This window comes from Bacillus sp. MD-5 (genome assembly GCF_002201875.1).
GTDB lineage: Bacteria > Bacillota > Bacilli > Bacillales > Bacillaceae > Bacillus > Bacillus stercoris.
This window is the reverse complement of the sequence record NZ_CP021911.1, coordinates 3,488,083-3,502,977: the sequence shown is the minus strand read 5'-3', so window position 1 is coordinate 3,502,977 and position 14,895 is coordinate 3,488,083. Positions and strand designations below refer to the sequence as shown.

Sequence of the window (14,895 nt, the reverse complement as noted above, 5' to 3'; positions counted from 1 at the left end):
GAAGCATAAGAAAGGGTTTTTTGCATGTACAAAAAAATGATCATTACGGTGTTCATTCTTTTAGGACTGCTGCTGATCTCTTCTCCTTATATCAAAGGAGGAATCATAGCCTATCTTAGCAAAAGCCAAAGTGAGTCGGCCTTAACTGTAGAGCAGCTGAAAAAAAATAATGAGAGAGAAGCGGAATTTGAATTTGATTCAATCGAACCGCCTGAGTTGATGGATGCCATAAAGGCCGGCTTTGAACACGATCAAAAAGCGGTTATTGGACGGATAACGATTAAAAGCGTCGATCTGGAGCTTCCGATCGTAAAAGGAACAACCAACGAAAATCTATTGATAGGGGCGGCAACAATGCGCCCGGATCAAAAAATGGGCGAGGGGAATTATCCGTTGGCAGGCCATCATTTGAAGCAAAAGAGTCTTCTGTTCGGGCCTCTGGAAAACGTAAAAACAGGTGCCCAAATTGTTATCACGGATTTTAAAAAGGATTATATCTATTCTGTGACATCTAAAGACATCATATCGGAAATGGATGCAGATGTAATTGAGGAGACAAACAAAAAGGAGATTACGTTAATCACATGTGACAAGGCGGTCAAAACCGAAGGGCGCCTCGTTGTGAAAGGGGAATTGGTTGATTCTTTTGGCCATACCAATTAATTATGCTAGAGTGAAAAAAAGCTGCCGTTTTAGAACGGCGGCTTTTTCGCTTCTTTTTTATATTTTTTGCTTAAATGCCTCAATAAGTTTTGTTCCTGTATAGCCCTCTTTTACAAGGGATTCGAGTATGGTCTCAGTTCCCTGCTGTTTTCTTGTGACCATTTGTCCGTAGAGTAAAACCTGTATGCTTTCTTCCAGCTTGACGATATTTTTCACTGCTGCTGTCAGCTGGGCGGGGCGATTGCTTTTTTTCGTAATCGTTACAAATACTTTGGCTTCAGATTGGCTGTTTTGAAGCTGTTCAAAAAAAGAAAGATGTTCTTTCTGTACAAGCGCTTCAATCAGCCAGTGATTTTCACCGTCTTCTTTATTGATAATCAGTCCGTCAATAAGAGGAAACTGTTCAATTGATTGTTCTTCCTTGTCCACTCGTTCCACATTCAGGTCAACCAGTTTAAAGGTTTTCATTTCTTCTCACCCCGATTACTTCCAAAGATTTCTTGCCTTCCATTATAACATAAACGTTTTCGAGGAAAAAATGCTGCAATGCTAAGGCTAAAGAATTTTGTATGAGTGAAACATTTAATAATTTCTATTTTTTCATTATACTGTAACTGACTATGGATTACGGAGAGATGTGGTATGAATCAATTTCATTTAAAGGAAATTTATATTGACGGCGCTCCTTCTGAAAACCATTTGATTCAAAAGGAAGTAACATATATGTTAAGCCGTAAGGAAGTGTTTGAGGTCCATCTGAACAAAAAAGGAAGGATAAGTTTTTTATACGAAACACAAGATGGCATGGAGCAGTATAAAATCAAGCTGTCAATGCCGGAAAAAAAGTTGAGCTTTCAGTGGTTTGCGTGGGATGGTTCTTCCTATGTGCGCATGAATACGCAAAATTGGCTGACGAAGCAAATCTTTTTCCGTTTTTTAAAAAGTACATATTTCTTTAAAGGGAAAAAGCAAAAGATGTTTTTAGCTGAAGGGAAAATGAAAACGAAAGATAAAAACAGAGGCTGAAAGCCATTTTTAAGCGTTTTTCTTTTCTTGTTGCATCATTTACAATACATACAACCGCAAGGAGAGGAGGAATCGCATGTTCAATCAGGTCATGCTTGTCGGACGTCTTACAAAAGATCCCGAGCTTCGCTATACTTCCGCCGGTGCGGCAGTCGCCCACGTTACGCTCGCGGTGAACCGCAGCTTCAAAAATGCTTCAGGTGAAATCGAAGCTGATTACGTCAATTGCACACTTTGGAGAAAGACAGCTGAAAACACCGCGTTGTATTGCCAAAAAGGTTCTCTTGTCGGCGTAAGCGGACGGATTCAGACAAGAAGCTATGAAAACGCAGAAGGGGTTAACGTGTATGTAACAGAAGTATTGGCTGACACTGTTCGTTTTATGGACCCTAAACCCCGGGAAAAAGCTGCTGATTGACAACCCCCGCTCCTCCCGTTTTCTATCCATTCACTCAGTCGGATCTCCGCATCATCCCCTCGAAAATGACCAGTCGACCAGACTGGTTCTTTCTTTTTGTTTATTTAGGAAAAATTGGTTCATATGATGCATTTTCACTTAAAAACACTTAATAGTGTTGAATAAAATCGATAAAAAACTTATAATTACTTAAAGATGATTGCTAAGAAAAGGAATGAGGGCGTGTATCAAGAAGAAAGATTAGTAGCGATTTTGGATTTTTTAAAACAGCATAACCGAATTACAACAGAGCAAATCTGTACGCTCTTGAAAGTGTCAAGGGATACAGCGAGACGCGATCTAGTAAAGCTGGAGGAACAGAATGTCATCATCCGCACTAGAGGCGGCGCCATTTTGCCGACTGTTCATCAGAAAATTCAAAGCTATTCCGGCCGCTTGAAAACAGTATCAGAGGAAAAAAACAAGATCGGCAGGCTTGCAGCATCGCTTATTCATGATGGTGACCGGGTGATTTTAGATGCTTCGACAACCGTTCAGGCCTGTGCAAAGCATTTGCAAGCGGTTGATTGTACCGTAATCACCAACTCAATTAATCTTGCGGATGTGCTGTCCGATAAAGAAGGAATTGAAATTTATCTGCTGGGAGGCAAGCTGGAAAAGGAGCACCGCTTTCTGTACGGCGCCTCTGTGATTGAAAAGCTCTCAAGCTACCACGTCGATAAAGCGGTGATCGGTGTGGTCGGTATTTCCGAACACGGCATTACCATTGCGCATGAAGAAGATGGCATGGTGAAGCGGAAAATGATTCAGCAGGCAAAGCAGGTAATCGCGCTTGCAGACCATTCGAAGCTGGGCAGCACCAGTTTTTATCAGTATGCAGAGCTGAATGAAATCGATCTCTTGATCACAGACAGGCTGCCGAATCAGGCATTTTGTGACTTGCTTGACCGCAACGGCGTGGAGCTTCTCGTGACAGAGCAGGATGAAGGAAAGGGCTGACAAACATGAAATTAATTGCGATTGACTTAGATGGAACCTTACTCAACAGCAAGCATCAGGTGAGCTTGGAAAATGAAAACGCACTGCGGCAGGCGCAGCGGGACGGCATTGAAGTAGTGGTGTCAACTGGGCGCGCTCATTTTGATGTCAGGTCAATTTTTGAACCGCTGGGGATCAAAACGTGGGTCATCAGCGCAAACGGCGCCGTCATTCACGATCCCGACGGCAGGCTTTATCATCACGAAACCATTGATAAGCAAAGGGCGTATGACATTCTCTCATGGCTTGAATCAGAAAACTATTATTACGAGGTATTCTCAGGTTCAGCCATTTATACACCGCAAAACGGCAGAGAACTTCTAGACGTTGAACTGGACCGATTCAGAAGCGCAAATCCGGAAGCAGATCTTTCTGTTCTTATGCAGGCGGCCGAGGTGCAATACAGCCAATCGGGCTTTGCTTACATTAATTCCTTTCAAGAGCTGTTTGAAGCGGATCAGCCAATCGATTTTTATAATATTCTCGGCTTTTCTTTCTTTAAAGAAAAGCTTGAGGCAGGCTGGAAAAGATATGAGCACGCTGAAGATTTGACGCTTGTCAGTTCGGCTGAGCACAACTTTGAGCTTTCTTCCCGCAAAGCTTCCAAGGGGCAGGCGCTGAAGAGGCTTGCGGAACGGCTGAGCATTCCGCTCGAGGAAACCGCGGCTGTAGGTGACAGTTTAAATGACAAATCGATGCTTGAGGCTGCGGGAAAAGGGGTAGCGATGGGCAATGCCCGGAAAGATATTAAAGCGATAGCCGACGCTGTCACCTTGACCAATGACGAACATGGTGTTGCACATATGATTAAGCATTTGCTATAGGTATAGGTGCTGCACCAAAAGTGCATCCTTGTTGATAACCGGCGTAACGGATTCTTGGAAATTCGGCGTGACGGCTATGAACGGAAAAAAGCTGGCTCTATAGAGCCAGCTTTTTTAGTCATGATCATTGCGCTGTTGCGCTTAATGTAAACAGTTCTTCGAGCTCCTGTGTGGAAAGCTCGGTAATCCAGTTTTCACTTTGGATAATTTGATCGTTCAGGGTTTGCTTCGATTCGAGCATGGCATCAATTTTTTCTTCGATTGTTCCAGTCGTAATCATTTTATGAACGTGGACAAAGCGCTCTTGGCCTATGCGGTATGCACGGTCAGTCGCTTGATTTTCAACCGCTGGGTTCCACCATCTGTCATAATGGATGACGTGATTGGCGGCGGTCAAATTAAGTCCCGTACCTCCAGCTTTGAGTGAAAGTATCAGTGTCGGATATTCTTTCCTCTGGAATTTCTCAACGAGTGTATCCCGCTCCTGCTTGGAGAGACTCCCGTTTAAAAATTGCACAGGTTCCCCGAACGTTTTTTCAAGCAGCCGCTTCATCATGTTCCCCATCTGAATGTATTGCGTGAAAATCAGGCAGCTTTCGTTTTGGGCGCGGATCGCTGTCATCAGTTCCAGCAATTTTTCGAGCTTGACTGATCTGCCAGCCAGCAGCTCGGTTTGCTCTTCCTTTAAATAGAGCGCGGGATGATCGCATATTTGCTTAAGCCGTCCGAGCATGCTGAGGATCAGTGCTTTTCGCTGCATGCCGGTCAGTGATGTCATATGGTCAAACGTGTCTTTGACAAGCTGCTCATAAAGTGATGCCTGTTCTGCTGACAGCGGAATAAACTCTTTTTCTTCCAGCTTTTCAGGAAGATTAAGCGCGACCTCTTCATCACGTTTCGTCCGTCGGAGAAGGAATGGCCGGATTAACTGCTGAAGCTGTCCGATTCTCTTTTCGTCCCGGTCTTTTTCAATCGGCAGCACATAGCGTTTGTGGAAGCCTGTCAAACTGCCGAGGTAGCCTTTATTCATGAAGTCAAAAATGGACCACAGCTCAGTCAGACGGTTTTCCATCGGCGTGCCGCTCAGTGCGATATGATGAAGCCCCTTCAGCTTTCTGATTGCGCGTGATTGCTTCGTATGCGCGTTTTTAATATTTTGCGCTTCATCAAGGCAAATCGTGCTCCAGGTCACAGAAGAAAGCTCTTCCGAATCGGCATGAGACAATCCGTATGAAGTGAGCACCACGTCTGCGTTTTCGTAATGAGCGGCGAAATCATCACCCTTTATACGGCGCGGCCCATAATGGAGCGCGACAGACAGATTAGGGGCAAAGGTTTGAAGCTCCCGCTGCCAGTTGCCGAGTACGGATGTCGGCGCGATAATCAAATGAGGCGTTTTTTGCCGGCCGCTTTCCTTCACGTGCAGGAAATAGGCGATCATTTGAATCGTTTTCCCAAGCCCCATATCGTCAGCCAGACAGGCGCCAAAACCGCTTTCCCGCAGAAATAGCAGCCAGTTCATGCCGTATTTCTGATAAGGGCGGAGTGTCCCTTGGAAAGAAGGGCTGACTTCGTGCTCCGGCAGGTTTTCTGCGGCAGTGAGCTTTCGAATCAGTGACCTGAGCTGTTTGGACAGATCAAATTGAATACCGGCAAAAGCGGATGTATCAATCAGATCTGAATCCTCAAGCCCGCCTTCCCCCTGATCCATTAGTTCGCGCGCCAGAATATCAGACATGTGGAGTCCTTCCGATTCCGCTTTTTCCATCAGGCGTTTCATCTGTTTGATAAACTGCGGATCGATTTTTACCCATTGCCCCCGTATATTAACGAGGCGCCTGTTGCTGGCGACGAGCTCATTAAATTCAGCCTCGGTCAGCTCAATTCCATTTGTCGCAAACCGCCAATTGAAATCAAGCAGCGCATTCATGCCGACAAATGACTCGCCGCGCGGGGCCGACGACACTTTTGCCTTCAGCATCATGTTGCTGTCTCTGACGATCTGCCACCAGGATGGGAGCAGAATTTCAACGCCCATATCGACAAGCGTCTCACTTGCTTCTGATAGGAAGATCCAGGCTTCTTCCTCAGAGATCAGCGTTGTCCCTGAATCAAATGACAGCCACGGAACCGTTCTGTGAAAGCGGTCCTGCTCACGCGCAATTTTATCGCTGTACGCCTGCCACGATTTTTTGAGGCTCTTCAGCCCGTCAAAAAATTCTACAGCACCGCTCTTTTTATCACGTAAAAACATTTCGATTTTCCAATCGTCTCCGTCAAAGTCCGGTTCATTTAAGCGCAAGCCGACTGTAAATGGAGATTGATCGTCAATCCAGCCAATCCCCTCCAAAAAATCCTCTTCATCAAGAAAATGGCCGCGGAATGTCGTAACCGCAGGCGATTTCTCCTTGATGTGTTCCCATTTCTCCCGCAGGTCATCGTCATATTGGATGTAATCCTGAACGGCAGCGGAAAACCATTCCGCAGTAAAGCCTTCCAATATATTGTCGCGGTCCTTCCAGCGAAAAACACCGTTTGTCCATGCTTCATAGTCAGGCATAAAATCGCCGTCTGCGATAAATTCATAGATGGTCGATGCCGCCTCGATCAGCGGCTCCGTTTCTTTTGTAAGCTGCACGGAGCTGAATGAGTTGAACGAGTTTTTGCCGAGAAGCTCTACAGTCATCCATGGAGATAGCAGAACAGCAGTCGTCCCGATGAAGCTGACATCCTCAAGAAAGGTTCCATAAAATGAGGATTCATGCCATTGGAACAAATGCTTTTTCATATGGGTGTAGGGAAGAGGCTGCTCATTCTCATCAAAGGCCGAGAGCGTAAATGATCCATCTTCCATTTGTTCGACGTGGATGAGAATTTCTTTAAGACTCGCCATCAATCAACTTTCCTTTCTGCAGTTCTTCTTGAAGCGCGCGCAGGCGCTTGTAATGTGAGCTCAGCTGCTGAATATACCGCTCCCACACCTTCAGCTTCTTCGCTTTTCTGTACAGGGTGCGCAGTTTTTTCAAATACCGTGCGGCTTCCTTGTACGAGCTGCGGTTCTTCTGATCGATAAAAAAGGACACTTCTCTATGGTAAGCGGGTATAAGCGCCTCTGGGTCGCTCGCTCCAATTTCCTTCAGCATGATTTTATCCATTTCATTGATGGAAAAGCCGACAAGGCTGTGAATTTCAATCCACTCGGCATAGCGTTTTTTTTCATATAAATGATGGCTGTATTCTGTGAACGTATACGGCAGACAGCCCGCGGCATAGCGTTCAAACAGCGCTTGATCATTGGTTTGCTTCACATAGGCATTCAGCAGAAGGAACAGCTCGCCGATCACATCGCGAATCTCTTTAAACGGCTTATCCAGCTTCGTATAACCCATCGCAATCGGTTCAATTTGCTGGTACCATGTTTTAAGCCGTTTCCAGTCCTTCTTGGCAGTCATTTCACTCAGCCATTGGAACGTATAAGGGAGCGCTTCCGGCGGGAATTGATCAACTTCCGCAAAAATAACGTCATCATTCTTTTGCAGGAACTCCAAATGCAGGCGCCCGAATTGCAATTCAGGAGAAAAACGCCGTCCTGCTTCTTTTTTCAATATCTCCTGTTCGCGTGTCACCCATTTTGGACGCGAAAGCAGCGCACTCCAAATTTCACCAAAGACACGGATGCGTTCATATTGGAAAATTTCTTCTTTCAACAGCAAATGCCGGATAACATCCGGTGTTTTATCCAAAAATGGATCGAGCGCAAAAGACAGTGCGTACGTTTTTAATTTATCAATAGAGCTGTAGATTGTATCCATCAGCTGTTCAACGTACGGATTGAGGGAATAAAAATCTTGTTCGGGGTTCAGCTTGCCTGCTTCGATCAATGTGAACATGCGAAGCCAAACCGCAATCGCAGAATGAATCTGATACAGGCTTTTCAGCTCCGGTTTGTTCGGCGCATGTTTTTTTAATGCGGACAGGTAGCCGTAATAGAGGCCCTGCATGTTTTGGCTGCCTTCTGGCGTGCGTGCCTGCCAGAGAGAAAACTCTGAATCAAAAAAAGTGAGCCAGCTTGAAAGCGATTCTTCATTCGGCAGCACCTTTTCCTGAAACTGGCGGCGGACGAGCTCCTTGTTTTCCTCAAGCTTTTCCCTCTCCAGCCAATACTCTGTAAAAGTACCCACTCGCTCGAACATTGCATATACATATAAAAACACAGCCAGCATATGGCGGCAGATTCTTCCGGACGGACATGAACAGCCGCTTTTGACTATGACAAACAAGTTCAATGTGACCCGCACAGGCACAACATCCTGCACGTAAGCCGTAATTTCCGTCGGACTCACTGCTTGTAAACGATAGACTGAATCCTGCCGATATAAAATAAGGGCTTTTTTGATCAGCTGAACATTTTCCTCATTGTAAGGAAGAAGTTCCTTTAACTGTTCAGCAGATGCCAGCACATCGTCTTTGGAAATCATATTCTGAAGCATGATTATCGCTCCTAACCGAGTCACGTAATAAAAAGATCCAATTTCTCTATTATATCGCAACACATCGGCCTTAAAAAGTTTTTCCTAAAAAAGGACATAAAAAATGGGATGTGTCGAATGATGTATTAGAGATTGCAAATTGATAACCGGCATCATATAATAATCGTGTTTTCAACTTATGGAAGCTGAAAGGAAAAAAAAGATGAGTGAAAAGAAATTGAATCAAGAAGAATTTCTGAAAATTTTGATGCATGCACATGAAATTGGTGAGCAGTCATCTGAAATGACGACGAAGGAAATGCTTGAAAATTTGATTTCTCATATTAAAAATGGATATGCAACATAAAAATCCCGCACGCCTTTTGCGGGATTTTTTTATGCGAGATGACGTGACTGCCTGAATAAGAGAAAAAGAGGCAGCAGTGTCAAGACAGTTGGTGAAGCGCTTACATAAAATGAAGGAACATAACGTTTTGTAAAATAATGTCGAATTATGTCACGTGAAAAGCTTTAGAAATGCGGTTTCAACGTTGTATAATCGTAGATGGAAAAGGATGTTATAAGAGATTTGGAGGTATCATGGGAGAATCTACTAGCTTAAAAGAGATATTATCAACGTTAACAAAACGCATACTTTTGATTATGATTGTAACCGCAGCTGCCACTGCTGCAGGCGGACTCATTAGTTTCTTCGCACTTACACCCATCTATGAAAATTCAACTCAGATTCTAGTCAATCAATCGAAAAACGACCGAAAAGAAGTCCAATTTAACGATGTTCAAACCAACCTTCAGTTAATCAATACGTACAATGTCATCATTAAGAGCCCTGCCATCTTAGATGAAGTCATTAAAGAAATGGGCCTGTCGATGACATCCCAAGAACTGAATGACAAAATTACCGTATCCAGCGAACAGGACTCCCAAGTGGTCAACATATCGGTCAGGGATGAAAACGCGGAAACAGCGGCTCATATTGCCAATACTATAGCATCTGTTTTTCAAGACAAAATCACATCCATTATGAATGTTGATAATGTCAGCATTTTGTCAAAAGCCGAGGTATCAGAACATCCGTCGCCTGTATCGCCAAAGCCGCTTCTAAACATCGCCATCGCGTTTGCGGCCGGATTGGCGGGAAGCATCGGACTGGCCTTCCTGCTTGAGCATTTGGATAATACGATCAAATCGGAAGAGCAGCTCGAATCCCTGCTGGACATACCTGTTTTAGGGACGGTTTCCACCATTGCGAATGAGCAGAAAACAGCAAAGGCCATACAGGGTTTCCAATCTGAAAAAGCGGGGAGTGGACATTTTGGCGCTTAGAAAAAGCAGAGGCTCTTGGATGCGCAGGAATGTCATTGCAATGACAGAACCGAAATCCTTGAACTCTGAACAATATCGGACGATTCGCACGAATATCGAATTTGCTTCAGTGGACCGGCAAATGAAATCAGTTATGATCACATCGGCTTGTCCGGGGGAAGGGAAATCAACAACGGCCGCCAATTTGGCTGTCGTATTTGCCCAACAGGGAAAAAAAGTGCTCCTGATTGATGCTGATTTGCGGAAACCAACAGTACATACGGCCTTTTTTCTTGAAAACACGGTTGGTTTAACATCTGTTTTATTAAAGAAAAGCTCAATGGAGCAAGCTGTGCAAGCCTCAAATGAAAAACATCTTGACGTGCTGACGAGCGGCCCGATCCCGCCAAACCCGGCCGAGCTTCTCTCCTCGAAGTGGATGAAGGAGCTTGCTGACGAAGCGAGTGTGGCATATGATATGGTGATTTTTGATACGCCGCCTATTCTTGCCGTAGCAGACGCACAGATTTTAGGCAACGTGGCAGACGGTTCTGTTCTGGTTATTTCAAGCGGAAAAACAGAAAAAGAACAAGCCGCAAAAGCGAAAGAAGCACTTGAATCGTGCAATAGCAAGCTCCTTGGAGCGATCATGAACGGCAAAAAGCTTTCAAAGCACTCTGAATACGGTTATTACGGAAACAAAGACAATTTCATGCAAAATAAATAACGTGCATCGTGCCCGTTATTTATTTTTGTGAAAAAGGGGGCTAGGACATGATCGATATTCACTGTCACATTCTTTCGGCAATGGATGACGGGGCAGGTGATTCAGCTGACAGCATAGAAATGGCAAAGGCCGCTGTTCGTCAGGGAATCCGGACGATCATTGCGACACCTCATCATAAAAACGGTGTGTATGAAAATGAGCCAGCTGCAGTCAAAGAAGCAGCAGATCAGTTAAACAAACGTTTAATCAAAGAAGACATCCCTTTACATGTGCTTCCGGGACAGGAAATCAGAATCTACGGCGATGTGGAACAAGACCTTGCGAAACGCCAGCTTCTTTCGCTGAATGACACAAAATACATCTTGATTGAGTTTCCGTTTGATCACGTTCCTCGATATGCGGAGCAGCTTTTTTATGATTTGCAGCTGAAAGGATATATTCCGGTTATCGCCCATCCTGAACGCAACAGGGGAATTCGCGAAAACCCTTCCTTGCTGTATCATCTTGTGGAAAAAGGAGCAGCATCTCAGATGACTTCAGGAAGTCTTGCGGGGACCTTCGGCAAGCAGCTGAAAGCATTTTCTCTCCGGCTGGTTGAAGCCAATTTGATCCATTTCGTAGCCTCAGATGCCCATAATGTGAAAACGAGAAATTTTCACACTCAAGAGGCCCTTTATGTTTTACAGAAAGAATTCGGCCCGGACCTTCCTTACATGCTGACGGAAAATGCGGAGCTTCTCCTGCGGAACCAGACCATCTTCAGACAGCCTCCGCAACCGGTCAAAAGAAGAAAATTGTTTGGTCTCTTTTAACAGCCGATTCTCATTTCACCACTTTCTTTTTGAGAGCGATATAATAGTGTATTGTATGATTGAATCACATTTCAGAAATCTGTACTTTCTGTACCCGACAGGCTATGCGGGAGATCATTCGCATTCATGATAGGATGTTCTCATACGATATTACGGAAGCTGCAAAGCAGCAATTTAACTGTTGGAGGGAAACAATGAATATTACAGTCATCGGAACAGGCTATGTCGGTCTTGTGACAGGTGTTTCTCTTTCTGAGATTGGACATCATGTAACCTGCATTGATATTGACGTTCACAAGATTGATGAAATGAGAAAGGGCATTTCCCCCATATTTGAACCTGGTCTTGAAGAGCTGATGAGAAAAAATACAGCTGATGGACGGCTGAACTTTGAAACGAGCTATGAGAAAGGCTTGGCACAGGCAGACATCATTTTTATAGCGGTCGGCACTCCGCAGAAAAGCGACGGACACGCCAATCTGGAGCAAATTACAGATGCGGCCAAACGCATCGCACAGCATGTCAAACGAGATGCCATCGTGGTAACGAAAAGCACAGTGCCCGTCGGGACAAACGATTTGATTAATGGACTGATCACTGAACATCTAGCTGAGCCTATCAGTATATCGGTCGCATCCAATCCGGAATTTTTGCGTGAGGGGTCGGCGATCTTTGACACGTTTCATGGAGACAGGATCGTGATCGGAACAGCCGATAAGAAAACAGCCGATACGCTTGAGGAGCTCTTCCGTCCGTTTCAAATCCCGATTTACAAAACGGATATCAGAAGCGCTGAGATGATCAAATATGCCTCAAATGCTTTTCTGGCCACTAAGATCAGTTTTATAAACGAAATTTCGAATATATGTGAAAAGGTCGGCGCCGATATCGAAGCGGTCGCCTACGGGATGGGACAGGATAAGCGGATCGGGAGCCAGTTTTTAAAAGCGGGCATTGGCTACGGCGGTTCTTGTTTTCCAAAGGACACAAACGCCCTCGTGCAAATTGCCGGCAATGTCGAGCATGATTTTGAACTGCTGAAATCGGTTATCAAAGTCAACAACAATCAGCAGGCGATGCTGGTTGATAAAGCGCTGAACAGGCTTGGCGGGGTGACGGGAAAAACGATTGCCCTTTTAGGCCTGTCATTTAAACCGAATACGGACGATATGAGGGAAGCGCCGTCAATTGTCATTGCAGACCGTCTCGCTGCGCTCGACGCCCGTATTAGAGCCTACGATCCCATTGCAGTTAGCCATGCAAAGCATGTTCTCCCGCAAGCTGTTGAATATAAAGAGACGATCGAGGAAGCTGTCAAAGGGTCCGACGCCGTCATGATTTTAACCGACTGGTCTGACATTAAACAATTCCCGTTAGAGGCTTATCCGGATTTGATGGAAACGCCGCTCATATTTGACGGCAGAAACTGCTACACATTGGATGAAGCTTTGGCTGCAGGAGTGGAGTATTATTCTGTCGGACGAAAGGCGGTTGTGCCGTCAGGTTTAATTCAATAATTGAAAAAGAAAGGCTGGTTGCGCACCAGTCTTTTTTTCGTCTATTGCGGGGTGCTGAATACATTTGCTACTATTTAACTATTGTTTGGAAAAGTATGCAGAATTAGGGCTTCTTTACACAATCGTTTGATAAAACATTAGAAGAAACGAAGAAAACCAGAAAATAAAATCTTTCAAAAATTATTGGAGATGCCGGAAAAGGAGAGTCATCTGATGAATCATCTGCCTGAAAAAATGAGACCGTACCGCGAATTGCTGGAGAAATCAGCGAAAGAATACGTAAAATTGAATGTCCGAAAAGGGAAAACAGGACGATATGACAGTAAAATTGCCGGTGATCCCTATTTCCCCAAGCATGAAACATACCCGACTGATGAAAATGGCCAGCCGATGAAGCTTCTGGCGCAGATTAATTTCTCGCACATTCCCCAGCTTGACGGCTATCCTTCTTCGGGTATCCTGCAGTTCTACATTTCTGTTCATGATGATGTTTATGGCTTGAATTTTGACGATCGATGTGAACAAAAGGATTTCAGAGTGATCTATTTTGAAAATATCATAGAAAACGAAGACGAGCTTGTTTCTGATTTTTCATTTATTGGCACAGGCGAATGTGATTTTCCGATTTTATCAGAAGCAGCAGTTGAGCCTGTGAAATCTTCGGAATGGGTCCTGCCGACAGATTTTCAATTTGAGCAGTATACGGGCATGGAAACAATGGAGTTCTTTGGCCAGTTCGGCGAGGATGAAGAAGACGTTTATAATGAACTGGCTGAAAACGGATTTGGCCATAAAATTGGCGGCTACGCTTCTTTTACCCAGCATGATCCGCGGGAATACGCATATAAAGAACACACCATCATGCTTTTGCAAATTGATTCAGACGATGATATCGATTCAATGTGGGGAGACGTCGGCATCGCCAATTTTTTCATCACACCTGACGATTTAAGGAAAAAAGATTTTTCAAACGTTCTGTACAACTGGGACTGCAGCTAATACAAGCTTTTGATCCAAAGGGTCATACCTGATCAGAAGCGGAAATAATATAAGCCAAATGACAAAATCAGACGTGGCCGAACCGATGAAGAACATAAACATGAACAGAGGCAGATCAACAACATCTGCCTCTTTCAAGTGCCTTTATTACTATGACTTTAGATATTTCCATTTTGTAAAACGCTTTTATTAGCTGTATAACGAACAAAAACAAGAGCATATACCTATGTTTTAAGAGTGTTATAAGCCTAAATTAAGCCATTTACCCTATTTAAGCCGCCTTCTGGCTATTTTAAAATATAATATATGGAAATAAAGTATGGAAAAGTCTATCTTCATCAGCCCCTCCATACGACTTTTTGAGTATTAAGAGGTGATTCAGATGGGTTATGAAAGTATGCTGGCGGATATCAAAAGTTCGCTTAACGGAAAAATTTCCGACGTGGAAGACAAGATCGAAAAGCTGAAAAAAGCAAAAAAGGACATAGACACACTGCAAGAAGAGGCAATCACTGAAATCAAAGAAATTGTAAAACCAGAATTGGGCAAGCACTGGACGGGAACAAAAGCGGATGATTTCGACAAGGGAAGAGAAGAGGCGAAATCGGAAGCATCCAAGATTGTGAATGATAAATATAACGAGTATATGGCTTCGATTCAGATGGAGATTATTCATTTGGAATCTAAGAAATTTCTCTATGACAAAGAATTAAAGCTAGCGAATTTTGCTGGTCATACTCTTGCTAAGGGTGAAGAATTCTTGGAGGATGCTGTTAATCAAATTAAATCTATTAAATTGTGGTGATCTTTTTTATGTCAGAAATTAAATTGAAATACGATACTGTAATCAAAACATTAGATTCTGTCAAAGATGCGCTTGCTGACGTATCAATCGGCGCCGCGGGGTCCAATGGAAAAAACAAACTCGATTATACGAAAAAATATCATGAGCGTGAGGAGAACATCAAAACCATGCTCGGAGATTACAAAAAAGCGGTACAGAAAAATATTGAGGATACAAAGGATAACGTAGATTCACTCAAAGAGCAGGACGAGGCGATAGCGGTAAAATAGAA

Annotated in this window: 16 protein-coding genes and 1 pseudogene; 14 read left to right on the top strand and 3 right to left on the bottom strand. The window is 44.1% G+C overall.

Annotation, left to right across the window (positions count from 1 at the left end):
• The first annotated feature begins 24 nt into the window (after positions 1 to 24).
• Positions 25 to 663, top strand: coding sequence for a class A sortase (locus CDO84_RS17695; protein WP_040081584.1), 639 nt, complete (start codon positions 25 to 27; stop codon positions 661 to 663).
• A 57-nt stretch (positions 664 to 720) separates the two neighbouring features.
• On the opposite strand, the gene CDO84_RS17690 is transcribed toward CDO84_RS17695, so the two are convergent.
• Positions 721 to 1,131, bottom strand: coding sequence for a YwpF-like family protein (locus CDO84_RS17690; RefSeq protein WP_014665659.1), 411 nt, complete (start codon positions 1,129 to 1,131; stop codon positions 721 to 723).
• 174 nt (positions 1,132 to 1,305) lie between these two features.
• Between CDO84_RS17690 and ywpG the strand changes: the two genes are divergently transcribed.
• The 4 genes from ywpG to ywpJ all read left to right on the top strand — a co-directional run bounded on the left by ywpG (position 1,306) and on the right by ywpJ (position 3,969).
• Entirely contained in the window at positions 1,306 to 1,689 is a 384-nt protein-coding gene (ywpG, locus tag CDO84_RS17685) for a DynA interaction protein YwpG (RefSeq protein WP_040081585.1), read from the top strand.
• Between the two features lie 76 nt (positions 1,690 to 1,765).
• Positions 1,766 to 2,107, top strand: coding sequence for a single-stranded DNA-binding protein SsbB (gene ssbB, locus CDO84_RS17680; RefSeq protein WP_014665657.1), 342 nt, complete (start codon positions 1,766 to 1,768; stop codon positions 2,105 to 2,107).
• Positions 2,108 to 2,329: 222 nt separating this feature from the next.
• A complete protein-coding gene (gene glcR / locus CDO84_RS17675) occupies positions 2,330 to 3,106 on the top strand; it encodes a transcriptional regulator GlcR (protein WP_040081586.1) in 777 nt (258 codons plus the stop codon).
• A gap of 5 nt (positions 3,107 to 3,111) precedes the next feature.
• On the top strand, positions 3,112 to 3,969 hold the full coding sequence (ywpJ, locus tag CDO84_RS17670) for a phosphatase YwpJ (protein ID WP_014665655.1): 858 nt from the start codon (positions 3,112 to 3,114) through the stop codon (positions 3,967 to 3,969).
• 124 nt (positions 3,970 to 4,093) lie between these two features.
• On the opposite strand, the gene CDO84_RS17665 is transcribed toward ywpJ, so the two are convergent.
• Complete coding sequence (locus tag CDO84_RS17665; protein WP_040081587.1) at positions 4,094 to 6,862, bottom strand: DEAD/DEAH box helicase; 2,769 nt, start codon at positions 6,860 to 6,862, stop codon at positions 4,094 to 4,096.
• The gene (locus tag CDO84_RS17660; RefSeq protein WP_040081588.1) at positions 6,849 to 8,459 is read right to left on the bottom strand and encodes an SWIM zinc finger family protein; all 1,611 of its coding nucleotides are present in this window, start codon (positions 8,457 to 8,459) and stop codon (positions 6,849 to 6,851) included. The genes CDO84_RS17665 and CDO84_RS17660 overlap by 14 nt, the downstream gene beginning before the upstream one ends.
• Positions 8,460 to 8,661: 202 nt before the next feature.
• Between CDO84_RS17660 and CDO84_RS17655 the strand changes: the two genes are divergently transcribed.
• The 9 genes and pseudogenes from CDO84_RS17655 to CDO84_RS17620 all read left to right on the top strand — a co-directional run bounded on the left by CDO84_RS17655 (position 8,662) and on the right by CDO84_RS17620 (position 14,893).
• On the top strand, positions 8,662 to 8,805 hold the full coding sequence (locus CDO84_RS17655; RefSeq protein WP_003242876.1) for a YwzD family small protein: 144 nt from the start codon (positions 8,662 to 8,664) through the stop codon (positions 8,803 to 8,805).
• Positions 8,806 to 9,038: 233 nt separating this feature from the next.
• Positions 9,039 to 9,785, top strand: a complete 747-nt coding sequence (gene tkmA, locus CDO84_RS17650; protein WP_014665652.1) for a protein-tyrosine kinase activator TkmA — start codon at positions 9,039 to 9,041, stop codon at positions 9,783 to 9,785.
• Positions 9,775 to 10,491 carry a tyrosine-protein kinase PtkA gene (gene ptkA, locus CDO84_RS17645; RefSeq protein ID WP_040081589.1) on the top strand — a complete coding sequence of 239 codons (717 nt, stop codon included), beginning with the start codon at positions 9,775 to 9,777 and terminating at the stop codon, positions 10,489 to 10,491. Before tkmA ends, ptkA begins: the two co-directional genes overlap by 11 nt.
• A gap of 47 nt (positions 10,492 to 10,538) precedes the next feature.
• On the top strand, positions 10,539 to 11,303 hold the full coding sequence (locus CDO84_RS17640) for a tyrosine-protein phosphatase (RefSeq protein ID WP_040081590.1): 765 nt from the start codon (positions 10,539 to 10,541) through the stop codon (positions 11,301 to 11,303).
• A 194-nt stretch (positions 11,304 to 11,497) separates the two neighbouring features.
• A complete protein-coding gene (gene uglF, locus CDO84_RS17635; protein ID WP_040081591.1) occupies positions 11,498 to 12,820 on the top strand; it encodes a UDP-glucose 6-dehydrogenase UglF in 1,323 nt (440 codons plus the stop codon).
• Between the two features lie 213 nt (positions 12,821 to 13,033).
• Entirely contained in the window at positions 13,034 to 13,819 is a 786-nt protein-coding gene (locus CDO84_RS17630; RefSeq protein ID WP_040081592.1) for a YwqG family protein, read from the top strand.
• Positions 13,820 to 13,877: 58 nt separating this feature from the next.
• Positions 13,878 to 13,982: pseudogene (locus tag CDO84_RS21505) on the top strand (hypothetical protein); the annotation flags it as partial.
• Between the two features lie 219 nt (positions 13,983 to 14,201).
• Complete coding sequence (locus CDO84_RS17625; RefSeq protein ID WP_040081594.1) at positions 14,202 to 14,624, top strand: YwqH-like family protein; 423 nt, start codon at positions 14,202 to 14,204, stop codon at positions 14,622 to 14,624.
• Between the two features lie 8 nt (positions 14,625 to 14,632).
• Entirely contained in the window at positions 14,633 to 14,893 is a 261-nt protein-coding gene (locus tag CDO84_RS17620) for a YwqI/YxiC family protein (protein ID WP_003227825.1), read from the top strand.
• Positions 14,894 to 14,895 lie beyond the last annotated feature (2 nt).